We start from the raw sequence: 10,537 nt of genomic DNA on the forward strand, positions 1-10,537 counted from the left end.
CATGATCAGCGCTTTCTGGGTTCAAAGGTGATGTGCAGCTCCTTCAAGGATCGCAGCAGGAAATGGGGGCCGGTCCGCGTGCCGGCCTGATCGCGCTCTGTGCGCTTGCGGTCTGCGGTCCGTATTTCGGCGGCATGTTCAACCATACCAAGGATGTGCCGTTCGCCGCAGCGATGATCTGGGCGGTATTTTTCATCCTGCGCATCGGGCGCGCATTGCCGTCGCCGCGCTGGACGGATCTTCTCGGTTTCGGCCTGATGCTGGGCGCGGCCACCGGCTTGCGGGCGCTCGGGCTGTTGCTCGTCGGTTATGCCGGACTGATGGTGCTTTTGTCGGCGCCGCGTCCTCTCGCATTCGCAGGGACCGCGGCCTTCGCGACGAAATCGGCGCTGCGGATCGCACCGGCCCTGCTGCTCGGCTATCTCATCATGATCGCGGCATGGCCATGGGCCTCGCTTGCGCCGCTCAATCCGCTGCGCGCACTCTTTTCGTTCGCGCATTTCCATTACGAGATCCGCACCATTGTGGCCGGCGAGATCTATCGCATGGCCGACGTGCCATGGTGGTACGTGCCGTTCTATCTCGCGATCAAGGTGCCGCTGATTGTCTATGCCGGTGCGCTCTGCGCGATCGTGACATCGATCCTGGCGCTCGTCCATGGCGGCTGGAGCAAACTGACGCGGCGCCATCTTGAGGTCGGGTTTATCGCCTTTGTCGCGCTGTTTCCGGTCCTTTGCGAAGCGCTGACCGAGGGGCCGGCTTTCACCGGGATGCGGCATTTCCTGTTCGTGCTGCCGCCATTCGCCGTTCTCGCCGGTATCGGCTTCGACGCCGTTCTCGATGCGCTGTCGCCGCGGCGCTGGCTCGCGGCCGGCGGAGCGGCGGCGCTGGCGCTCGCCCTTGGCTGGAATGCCGGCGTGCTCGTGCGGCTGCATCCTTACGAATACCTGTTCTACAATTCGCTGGTCGGCGGCCTTGAGGGCGCCGCGCGCCGTTACGAAATGGATTACTGGGTCAACATGATGCCGGAGGCCGTGCGCGCGCTGCACGACTATCTCGGTTTGGACAAGAATAGCTCGCAGCACACCTACAGCGTCGGCGTTTGCGGCGAAAAATTCGCCTTTGACAATTATGCCGACAGGCGTCTGCAGGCACAGCCCGGATGGCTCGAAGCAGACTTCTTCATTGCGCCGACGCAGATGAATTGCGACCGGCTGGTCGACGGGCGGGTGATCGCGACCATCACGCGATTTGGCGTGCCGATCGGCGTGGTCAAGGACCGCCGCGGCCTCACGCAGAAAGCGCTGAATCAGCCGTTCGGTGCCGCGCCACAATAAAGCGCCCGTCCGGGAGGGCCGGGCGGGCGCTTGATCCGCGCGGTGCGAGGGGACACACGCTGTCGCGGATCGGCCGACCGGCTGGGCAGCGCCGGTCGAGCAGGATCAGATCGTATGGCGCGCGTTACGGTCGGTCCGCGGCTGGCAGAAGCCGTCGTCGGGGACGAGGCCGGGTGCCATCACCGGTGCATCGGCAATTCTGCTGCGGCTGCCCCGCCTGGCGCGCGCCCGGTCGGCCAGAACGTCGGTCGGATCGCGCCACAGCGGCTGGGCATAGGCATCGCGCAGGTCGCTGCGGTTCAGGCCGATATCGGCCAGCATCCGGTCGTCCATCGCGGCCAGCATGCGGGCGCGGCGGCGATTTTTCAGAAGCCGTGCAAAGCTGCGCATCCCATTCAGTGCAATCGCGATGACGGATCGCACAAAGGCGGGCTCCCGCCGCCGGCGCGGGATGGATCGAAAGCTGACAGTGGCGGACATCGGACGGCTCCTTTCGGCCCGCATCGGGCGGCCGAACCCGTTTCGCGGCAAGGAGACCCCTGCGCGACCCGATTTCTGGCTCGACTGACTTGAGCGAGATGGATATGCCACCGGCCCATTGATAAGTGAAACGAATGTTTATAATCTCACGCATCACAATCGATGATAATTGAGGGCGGGCCGCAGTCCCGTGCCGCGCCGATGACCGCTTTGATCGATATCGACCAGCTCCGGACCTTCATCGCCATTGCCGAGACTGGCAGCTTCACCAAGGCGGCGGACGTGGTGCACAAGACCCAATCCGCCGTCTCCATGCAGATGAAGCGGCTGGAGGAGCGGCTCAACAAGCCGATCTTTGCGCGCGACGGGCGGGCGTCAAAGCTGACCGAGGACGGCGAGCGCCTGCTCGACTATGCGCGCCGCATCGTGAAGCTCAACCTTGAAGCGCTGGCCGCGTTTTCCGGTGCCGAACTGACCGGCCGGGTGCGGCTCGGCGTGCCGGACGATTATGCCGACCGCTATCTCCCCGAGATCATGGCGCGGTTCTCGCGCGCCTATCCGGGCGTCGAATTGACCGTTCTGTGCGAGCCGTCGGTCGACTTGCTGCGGCGGATCGATGCCAACGACCTCGATCTTGCGATCATCACAACCACGGAAAGCCAGCGCGGCGAGCCGTTCCGGCAGGAGCGGCTGCTTTGGGTAACATCCGTCCGTCACACCACGCATACGGAAAATCCGCTGCCGCTGGCGCTCGGCAAGCAAAGCTGCGCATGGCGGCGCATCGCGCTGGAATGCCTTGAGCAGATCGGCCGGCCGCACCGGGTGATCTATACGAGCTCGAATGCCGGCGCCTATGTCGCGGCGGTGCTGGCCGGGCTTGCGGTATCGGTCGTGCCGGAATCGACGCTGCGTCCGGGCATGCGGGTGCTGACGCCGGCCGACGGCTTTCCCGAATTGCCCTATTGCCGCATCGGCCTTGCCCGCAATCCGCATGAAAGCTCGGCGCTGGCCGAGGCGCTCGCCGAGCACATTATTTCCTCGCTCGACAATCTGTCGGATGCCGCGCGCGCGGCGGAGTGACTATCGCGTCTTGCGCGGCTTCAGCACCAGCACATTGCCCGCGATCACCGCGGCGAGCCCTGCTGCCGCAATGGCGGTCCACTGGAAATTCTCGACCCATGTCGAGACCGCAAGCGCGACGATGGGACCGAGCACCGTGACATAGGCGGCGCGATCCGCCCCGATCCGGCCGAGCAGGGTCAGGTAGCAGGTGAACGCCAGCACCGAGGCGATCAACGCCAGATAGATCAGCCCGCCGAGATAGGGCAGCGTCCATTCCACGGTGAATTCGTAGCCCCGCAACAGCGCATAGAGCGCAAGACTCGCGCTGCCATAGAGCATGCCGTAGCCGCTCGATGCGAAGACCGGATACTTCCGCACGGACAGGCGAGCCGACAGGATATTGGCGAAGCAAAAGGCGAACGTGCCGAGCACACACAGGCAAAGCGCGATCAGCGCACCGTGCGGGACCGGACTGCCGGCAAATTGCGGATAGAACAATGCCGCCATGCCGGCGGTGCCGAGGAGACCGCCTGCAACGACCCGGCGATCGACCGGCATGTTCAGAAATAATGCGCCGAGCCAGACATTGATGAAGGACGCCAGCGAGAACACGATCGACAGAAGCCCGGACGGCAGCGTCTCGGCCGCATGATAAAATAAAAGGAAGTTGATCGAGAACAGCAAGAGCCCGAGCAGCGCGAAGGCCGCATGATCCGCGAGGCTGTAGCGCAGCCGGTCGCCGCGAAACGCCGCGATGGCCAGCATGACCAGTCCGGCAAGGAGAAAGCGCCAGAAGATCGATACGGCGGGCGCCACCACACCGACCTGAAAATGAATGCCGATCCAGGCCAGGCCCCAGGCCAACACAACGACGGCATACAGGGCAAAATCGAATGCCGTGAGTTTTGAGCGGATCAGCACAGATCGGCTGCCTTCGCGCCGATCGCGCGCACAAGATCGCCGGGCGATAGTTCGATCTGCAGACCGCGCCGTCCGCCATTGACGAGAACGGTCGGATGCGCGAGCGCGGTGCGCTCGATGTAAGCCCGGCTCTTCTTCTTTTGTCCGAGCGGAGAAATCCCGCCGACGTGATAGCCGGTGACGCGCTCGGCCTCGGCCGGCGGCAGCATCGCTGCGTCCTTCGCACCGGCTGCGGATGCGAGCCGCTTCAGGCTGACTTCCTTGTCGGATGGTGCGAGCACGCAGACAACAGCGTTGCCCGCTCTGGCCATCAGGGTTTTGAGAACGCGTTCCGGCGCAATGCCGAGCGCTTGCGCCGCCTGCAGGCCGATCTTGGCGGCATTCGGATCGTAGTCGTATGTGCGGAGCGTGAAGGCGATACCGGCCTTTTCAAGCGCGGCGGTCGCGGGGGTGGCCTTGGCCATCGCTCTTTGTCACCCGCTCGTGCCTGCGAAGGCGGGGACGCAGGAAAGAAAAACCGGATTCCCGCTTTCACGGGAATGAGCGGTGAGGAGGATGGCCTCAATACGCATATTCGCTGAATACCGGCTCCACCGAGCCGCCCCAGGCGCCGTGATATTTCGCGAGCAATTCCTCGGCGGGTGTCGTGCCTCGCGACACGAGGTCTTCCAGCGGTTCGAGGTATTTCGTCTCGTCTTCGCCGCCGGCATTGAGACGGCGTCGCCGGGACAGACCTTCACGCGCAAGCTTCAGCGTTTCCTCCGCAAGCGACAGCATCGAGCGATTGCGGATGGTCGCGGCGAAGCCCTGCTTCGGCACATCGTCGCGCAACTTCTGGCGCTCTTCGGCGGTCCAGCTCTTCACGATGTCCCAGGCAGCGTCAAGCGATGCATTGTCATAGAGAATGCCGACCCAGAAGGCGGGCAGCGACGGCAGACGGCGCCACGGTCCTCCATCGGCGCCGCGCATTTCGAGGTAACGCTTCAGCCGGACCTCGGGAAAGATCGTGGAGATGTGGTTTGCCCAGTCCGAGATAGTGGCGCGCTCGCCGGGCAGTTGCTTCAGCTTGCCGGCAAAGAGATCGCGGAATGACAGCCCCGACACGTCGATGTAATCGTCGCCGCGCTTGACGAAATACATCGGCACATCGAGCGCGTAATCGACCCAGCGCTCGAAACCCATGCCGTCCTCGAACGCCCAGGGCAGCATGCCGGACCGGTCGGGATCGGTGTCGCGCCAGACCTGCGAGCGGAAGGAGAGATAGCCGTTGGGCTTCCCCTCGGTGAAGGGCGAGTTTGCGAACAGGGCGGTCGCCACCGGCTGCAGCGCAAGCGAGACGCGCAGCTTTTTCACCATGTCGGCTTCGGATGAGAAGTCGAGATTGGTCTGCACCGTGCAGGTCCGGTACATCATGTCGAGGCCGAGATTGCCGACCTTCGGCATGTATCGCGTCATGATGCGGTAGCGGCCCTTCGGCATCACCGGAATTTCGCTCCGGGTCCATTTCGGGTTCATGCCAAGGCCAAGAAAGCCGATGCCGAGCGGACGGGCAACTTCCCGTACCTGCGCCAGATGCGCCATCAATTCGGTGCAGGTCTGGTGCACGGTCTCGAGCGGCGCGCCCGACAATTCGAACTGACCGCCCGGTTCGAGCGAGATGGCGCCGCCGCCGGTGACGTCGTAAAGCCCGATGATGTTGTCCTTCTCCATGATCGGCTCCCAGCCGAGCAGGAGCTGCATGCCGTCCAGCAGCGCGCGGATGCCGCGCGGGCCGTCATAGGGCACGGGATCGTGACGCTGCACCGTGAACGGGAATTTCTCGTGCTCGGTGCCGATCCGCCATTGGGTCTTCGGCTTGCAGCCCGCTTCGAACCACGCAACGAGTTCGTCGCGGCGCTCGACCGGCGTCATGTCGATTTGGTCACGGGCCATAGAGAATCCGGCAAAAAGGGCCGCGACCATACACACAGGCCCGCGGGCAGGGCAATCAGCGGCCGGGCGGCAAAAACGGATGGCGGTTTTGCGTTCCCGCGCCCGCTTCGCAGCTTGACGATGCAGCGTGACGGTGCGGCATGGCGGGGTTGCGGCGCTCGGCTTGATAGAGCGGGCGGATTGGCCATAACGGGTGCTATGCCTCGTCCCTCCCGTCAAACCCTTCTGAATCTCGGCGAAACACTGCTGGTCGGGGCCATCGGTGGCGCGATTCTGACGGTTGCAGGGATTCCGGCCGGCTGGCTGTCCGGCGCCATGATTGCGGTCGCGGTGGCGGCATTGGCAGGCCGGCCGATGGCCGTGCCGGCGCCGCTGTCGCGGGTGACCTTTGTCCTGATCGGCATCTCGCTCGGCGGCGCGGTGACTCCCGAAACGCTGCGTGGCGTTGCCACCTGGCCGATCAGCGTGGTGCTGCTCTGCGTGGCGATGACCTGCGCGATGTTCGGCAGCGCGCTGTATCTGAAGAAAGTCCATGGCTGGGACATGCTGTCGGGGCTGTTCGGCTCGGCCCCCGGCGCGCTGTCGCAGGTCATGGCCTATGCCACGCAATACCATTCCGATCTGCGCGGAATTGCGATCGTGCAGACCATCCGCGTGGTGATCCTGACCGCCTGTCTGCCGGTCGGGCTTGCGATCTTCGGTCTGATCCCGTCAGCACCGGAACTGCGCAGTCCGGGGGTGGCGGATTCGGTTCTGGAGATCGCGCTGCTGGTCGTCCTGTCCGGCGCCGCCGCCATCCTCGCGCATTACGTGCGCTTTCCCGGGGGACTGATCTTCGGTGCAATGCTCGCCTCCGCCGTCCTGCACGGCTCGGGCCTCATTCATGCGGTGCTGCCGTGGTGGGTGGTGGGCGCGGTGATGGTGGCGCTGGGATCGATCACCGGCGCGCGTTTCGCCAATACCGAATTGCGGCTGCTGCTGCGCCATCTGTGGGCTGCGCTTGGCTCGTTTTCGGTGTCGGTCGCGATCGTGTCGATGTTCGCCGCAACCGCGGCCTATACGCTCGATCTGAACCTGGCCGATATCGTCGTGTCCTATGCGCCCGGTGCGCTCGACGCCATGATGATCCTGGCGCTGGCGCTGCATCTCGACCCGATTTTCGTCGGCGCCCATCACGTGGCGCGCTTCATGCTGATTTCGTTGTCGCTGCCGCTGTTCGTGCGGATCTATGGACAGACCCCGCCGCCTCCGCCGCCGAAGCTGCCGGAGAAGCGGCCGGTGCAGGAGGATTAGCCGGGGCGAACGCTTATTCCGCCGCGAGCGAGCGGTTCAGCGTCAGGCCGAGCCGCTCCCACACGTCGACCAGCGCATGGGCCAGCGCATCGATCATCTTGTCGTCGTGATAGGGGGAGGGCGTCACCCGCAGCCGCTCGGTGCCCTTCGGCACGGTCGGATAATTGATCGGCTGGATATAGATGCCGTGGTCGGCCAGCAGCATGTCGCTTGCCGCCTTGCATTTCTCAGGATCGCCGACCGCGATCGGAACGATATGCGTCTCGCTCGGCATCACCGGCAGGCCTGATGCGGTCAGCACTGCCTTGACCCGGGCAACGCGTTCCTGATGCCGGTCGCGCTCCCATTGCGAGGTCTTGAGATGCCGGATCGAGGCGGCCGCGGCGGCGCAGACCGCCGGCGGCAGTGCGGTGGTGAAGATAAAGCCCGGCGCATAGGAGCGGATTGCGTCGCAGACCGCGTGGCTCGCGGCGATATAGCCGCCGAAGCAGCCGAACGCCTTGCCGAGCGTGCCTTCGATCACATCGAGACGATGCATCACGCCGTCGCGCTCGCAGACGCCTGCGCCGCGCTTGCCGTACATGCCGACCGCATGCACCTCGTCGATATAGGTCATCGCGCCGTATTTTTCGGCGAGATCGCAGATTGCGGCGATCGGGGCGATGTCGGCATCCATCGAATAGATGCTCTCGAACAGGATCAGCTTTGGCCGGTTCGGCCCGGCCTCGATCAGCAGCTCTTCGAGATGGGCGAGATCGTTGTGGCGGAAAATCTTCTTCTCGCAGCCGGATTGCCGCACGCCCTCGATCATCGAATTGTGGTTGTAGGAATCCGACAGGATAAGGACATTCGGAATGAGCTTGGCCAGCGTCGAGATGCCGGCCTGGTTTGAGACATAGCCGGAGGTGAAGATCAGCGCCGCTTCCTTGCCATGCAGGTCGGCGAGTTCGGCCTCGAGCTCGACCAGCGGATGATTGGTGCCGGAGATGTTGCGGGTGCCGCCGGCGCCGGTGCCCATGCGGGTCGCGGTCTCGACCATGGCGCCGATCACCTTCGGATGCTGCCCCATGCCGAGATAATCGTTGGAGCACCACACGATGATCTGCCGGGGGCCGTCCGGGGAATGCCAGATGGTCTGCGGGAACCGGCCGGCGATCCGCTCCAGGTCCGCAAACACCCGATAGCGCATTTCCTCATGCAGGCGGTTCAGGGCGCTATCGAAAAAAGCCTTGTAATTCATAGCGATAGGAATTCCCGTGCCGGACCGCTCCAGCTTCGTCGCGCCGGCCGTCCGGGCCGTTCAACCGAATATGGTTTTAGAAGCCTTCAATAGTGGTTGTCGAGCCATGGTTGGCCCTATTTCCCGGCAGGTGAGCCTTGATCTCCCGCAAATCGTCTCAAAATCGGCCGCCTGCGAGCCCACGGGCGAGCGGAACCAGGATCACGATCCGGCGTTTTCACTCCGATAATCCAAACCATGGAGGCTGGATATGGGCCGCGGGCTCCTGCTGTGGCTGCTTGGCATTCCGTTGCCGATCATTCTGGTGATCTGGCTGTTCGGCGGGCTGAGCTGATCTGGATCGAATGAGAAGGGCCGCTCCCAACGGGGGGCGGCCTTTGCACGTCCCGGGGGCTGACGCATCCGGCATGCAGCTTTCCCACAGCCTCGCACTGGACTTTATCAGAGAATCGCTGCGCAATCGCGTAGTGCGTGCATCGGCAAAGCGCCGCACCTAACCGGACGGCGATCGGACGATGGCCCTCGAACTGTCTCACGGCTCCGCCATCCAGGGCGCGACCACGTCACAGGCCATCCGCTTCCTGCTGTCGAAATGGAGCGCTCTCAATGCGGCCGGCAAGCTGGATGTGAAGCTTCTGACCGAAGGCAGCTACGACATTCCTGCACATTCGGTCTACATGGTCGCGCTGGGCGACGACTTTCTCTACATGCATTTCGGAGAGAAGCTGCGTCAGGCGACCGGCAAGGACTTCACCGGCCGACTTCTGTCCTCGATTGGCGACCAGGTCGCGCACGATCTGCATCAGGTCTATTCGGCAACGCTGCGTTTCGGCGCGCCGGTCTATGTGCGCTTTACCTCTCCCCTCGACGACAGGGTGCTGTTGTGGGAACGGCTCGTGCTGCCGCTGCCGGCAGGGCCGAGCGCGGCCATTCTCGTCTGCTATTCGGAGGTGATGTGTCATCAGGCCGAGGTCTACGAATACGTCTTCAGGCATTCGCCGGTGCCGATGCTGACCATTTATCCGATTTATACCCCGGACGCCGCGCTGGACGACGGCTGGGTCGTTCTTATCAACGATACCGCGCGCGACATCTTCAATGTGCGCGGCAACGTCGCCAATCTCCGGCTTCGCGAGCTGAGGCCGTTTCAGCGCGCCGATTTCTGGGCTGCGATCGCCGCGCTCTATCCGCAATCCGATCCGCCTGGCACCACCAGCGAATTGTCGCCGCTCGGCGACAATTACCGGACGCTGCTGGTGCGGATGAAGCATCTCGCGCTGTTGCGCTTTCAGCCCAAAAGTCTGCAAAATCCGTCGGTCGTATAGAGCCTGTCAGGCAAATGGCCGCTGGTGCCTTGCTCAGGGATTGCGTTTTGCGTCGGCCGCGATCGCGCTTTCAAGCTTGCGGCTCAGCACCCAGGAGATCGCGAGGAACACGATAAGCGATGCGACACTCAGTCCGGACACGGCATCGCCCAGCACCTTGTCGGAGACCGCGCCGAATGCATACCCGACAGCCACCATCGACACCGCCCACAAGGCCGCGGCAACCAGGTTGAGCACCAGAAACAGACCCCAGGTCATTTGCGACAGGCCGAAGGCGAACGCGCCAAGGCCGCGGATGCCATACGGATAGCGATGGATCATCGGCAGCCACAGAGCGTGGCGGTCGACCAGTTTCTTGACGGTGACCGCGCCTTTCTCCACCCGCGGCCACCGTGCCAATACGCGGTCGCCGTAGCGGCGCGCCAGCCAGAAGCGGAATACGTCGCCCGCGAAGCTGCCGGCAAAGCAATAGGCCATCGTCAGCTTGAGATCGAGGACGCCGAGCTGGACCGCGTATCCGGCGAACAGGGCCATCAGCAGCGCATGCGAGGCGGCATAGGCGAAGATGAAAGCATAGACCACCGGCCCATGTTCCCGGACGGCATCGATCAGTTGCGAGAGCTCGGTCATGTGGTTCCGGACGCCGTCAGCTTCTTGAGTGTCTCCGCCGCCGTCAGGACGTCGCCGAATTGCTGGAAAACATTTTCCAGCGCCGCGCGATGCTCCTCGTCGGACAGGGCCGCGCAGCAATCGGACACCATGACGGTCTTGAAGTCGAGCATCATGGCGTCGCGGGCGGTCGATTCGCAGCACACATTGGTCTTTGTGCCGGCGATCAGGACGGTGTCGATGCCCAGGCTGCGCAGCAGCCGTTCGAGCTGGGAGGATCCCGCAATGAATGCGCTATAGCGGTTCTTGATGACGGTGTGATCCTCTGCCGCCACCTC

Annotated in this window: 11 protein-coding genes; 4 read left to right on the forward strand and 7 right to left on the reverse strand. The window is 63.8% G+C overall.

The genetic code is table 11. From position 1 onward, the window contains the following. Positions 1–62: 62 nt before the first annotated feature. A complete protein-coding gene (locus tag ACK41X_RS20570; RefSeq protein ID WP_409727169.1) occupies positions 63–1,337 on the forward strand; it encodes a hypothetical protein in 1,275 nt (424 codons plus the stop codon). Between the two features lie 105 nt (positions 1,338–1,442). On the opposite strand, the gene ACK41X_RS20575 is transcribed toward ACK41X_RS20570, so the two are convergent. Next, the gene (locus ACK41X_RS20575; protein WP_409727171.1) at positions 1,443–1,817 is read right to left on the reverse strand and encodes a DUF1127 domain-containing protein; all 375 of its coding nucleotides are present in this window, start codon (positions 1,815–1,817) and stop codon (positions 1,443–1,445) included. Between the two features lie 201 nt (positions 1,818–2,018). On the opposite strand from ACK41X_RS20575, the gene ACK41X_RS20580 reads away from it, so the two are divergent. Continuing rightward, positions 2,019–2,897, forward strand: coding sequence for a LysR substrate-binding domain-containing protein (locus ACK41X_RS20580; protein WP_409727174.1), 879 nt, complete (start codon positions 2,019–2,021; stop codon positions 2,895–2,897). On the opposite strand, the gene ACK41X_RS20585 is transcribed toward ACK41X_RS20580, so the two are convergent. From ACK41X_RS20585 to ACK41X_RS20595, 3 genes are all read right to left on the reverse strand, one after another. Next, a complete protein-coding gene (locus ACK41X_RS20585) occupies positions 2,898–3,800 on the reverse strand; it encodes a DMT family transporter (protein ID WP_409727176.1) in 903 nt (300 codons plus the stop codon). Continuing rightward, positions 3,794–4,264, reverse strand: a complete 471-nt coding sequence (ybaK, locus tag ACK41X_RS20590; protein ID WP_409727179.1) for a Cys-tRNA(Pro) deacylase — start codon at positions 4,262–4,264, stop codon at positions 3,794–3,796. The genes ACK41X_RS20585 and ybaK overlap by 7 nt, the downstream gene beginning before the upstream one ends. A 97-nt stretch (positions 4,265–4,361) precedes the next feature. Then, positions 4,362–5,732: a glutamate--cysteine ligase gene (locus ACK41X_RS20595; RefSeq protein WP_409727181.1), complete on the reverse strand. Its 1,371-nt coding sequence runs from the start codon at positions 5,730–5,732 to the stop codon at positions 4,362–4,364. Between the two features lie 198 nt (positions 5,733–5,930). On the opposite strand from ACK41X_RS20595, the gene ACK41X_RS20600 reads away from it, so the two are divergent. Continuing rightward, positions 5,931–7,025, forward strand: a complete 1,095-nt coding sequence (locus tag ACK41X_RS20600; protein ID WP_409727184.1) for an AbrB family transcriptional regulator — start codon at positions 5,931–5,933, stop codon at positions 7,023–7,025. A 13-nt stretch (positions 7,026–7,038) separates the two neighbouring features. On the opposite strand, the gene hemA is transcribed toward ACK41X_RS20600, so the two are convergent. Then, positions 7,039–8,265, reverse strand: coding sequence for a 5-aminolevulinate synthase (hemA, locus tag ACK41X_RS20605; protein ID WP_409727187.1), 1,227 nt, complete (start codon positions 8,263–8,265; stop codon positions 7,039–7,041). 515 nt (positions 8,266–8,780) lie between these two features. Between hemA and ACK41X_RS20610 the strand changes: the two genes are divergently transcribed. Further along, the gene (locus ACK41X_RS20610; protein WP_409727190.1) at positions 8,781–9,590 is read left to right on the forward strand and encodes a hypothetical protein; all 810 of its coding nucleotides are present in this window, start codon (positions 8,781–8,783) and stop codon (positions 9,588–9,590) included. Between the two features lie 33 nt (positions 9,591–9,623). Here ACK41X_RS20610 and ACK41X_RS20615 read toward each other — a convergent pair whose 3' ends face one another. Continuing rightward, positions 9,624–10,220, reverse strand: a complete 597-nt coding sequence (locus ACK41X_RS20615; protein ID WP_409727193.1) for a DedA family protein — start codon at positions 10,218–10,220, stop codon at positions 9,624–9,626. Then, positions 10,217–10,537: isochorismatase family protein (locus tag ACK41X_RS20620; RefSeq protein WP_409727196.1), on the reverse strand; the 321-nt coding region annotated here is incomplete at its 5' end. The genes ACK41X_RS20615 and ACK41X_RS20620, both read right to left, overlap by 4 nt.

The organism is Pseudorhodoplanes sp. (assembly GCF_046289595.1).
In the GTDB taxonomy this organism is placed as follows: domain Bacteria; phylum Pseudomonadota; class Alphaproteobacteria; order Rhizobiales; family Xanthobacteraceae; genus Pseudorhodoplanes.

What these genes read in the sequence shown, in the direction of transcription:
- ACK41X_RS20570 (WP_409727169.1), top strand. Translation starts at nt 63, where the DNA reads ATGGGGGCCGGTCCGCGTGCCGGCCTGATCGCGCTCTGTGCGCTTGCG.
- ACK41X_RS20575 (WP_409727171.1), bottom strand. Translation starts at nt 1,817, where the DNA reads ATGTCCGCCACTGTCAGCTTTCGATCCATCCCGCGCCGGCGGCGGGAG.
- ACK41X_RS20580 (WP_409727174.1), top strand. Translation starts at nt 2,019, where the DNA reads ATGACCGCTTTGATCGATATCGACCAGCTCCGGACCTTCATCGCCATT.
- ybaK (WP_409727179.1), bottom strand. Translation starts at nt 4,264, where the DNA reads ATGGCCAAGGCCACCCCCGCGACCGCCGCGCTTGAAAAGGCCGGTATC.
- ACK41X_RS20595 (WP_409727181.1), bottom strand. Translation starts at nt 5,732, where the DNA reads ATGGCCCGTGACCAAATCGACATGACGCCGGTCGAGCGCCGCGACGAA.
- ACK41X_RS20600 (WP_409727184.1), top strand. Translation starts at nt 5,931, where the DNA reads ATGCCTCGTCCCTCCCGTCAAACCCTTCTGAATCTCGGCGAAACACTG.
- hemA (WP_409727187.1), bottom strand. Translation starts at nt 8,265, where the DNA reads ATGAATTACAAGGCTTTTTTCGATAGCGCCCTGAACCGCCTGCATGAG.
- ACK41X_RS20610 (WP_409727190.1), top strand. Translation starts at nt 8,781, where the DNA reads ATGGCCCTCGAACTGTCTCACGGCTCCGCCATCCAGGGCGCGACCACG.
- ACK41X_RS20615 (WP_409727193.1), bottom strand. Translation starts at nt 10,220, where the DNA reads ATGACCGAGCTCTCGCAACTGATCGATGCCGTCCGGGAACATGGGCCG.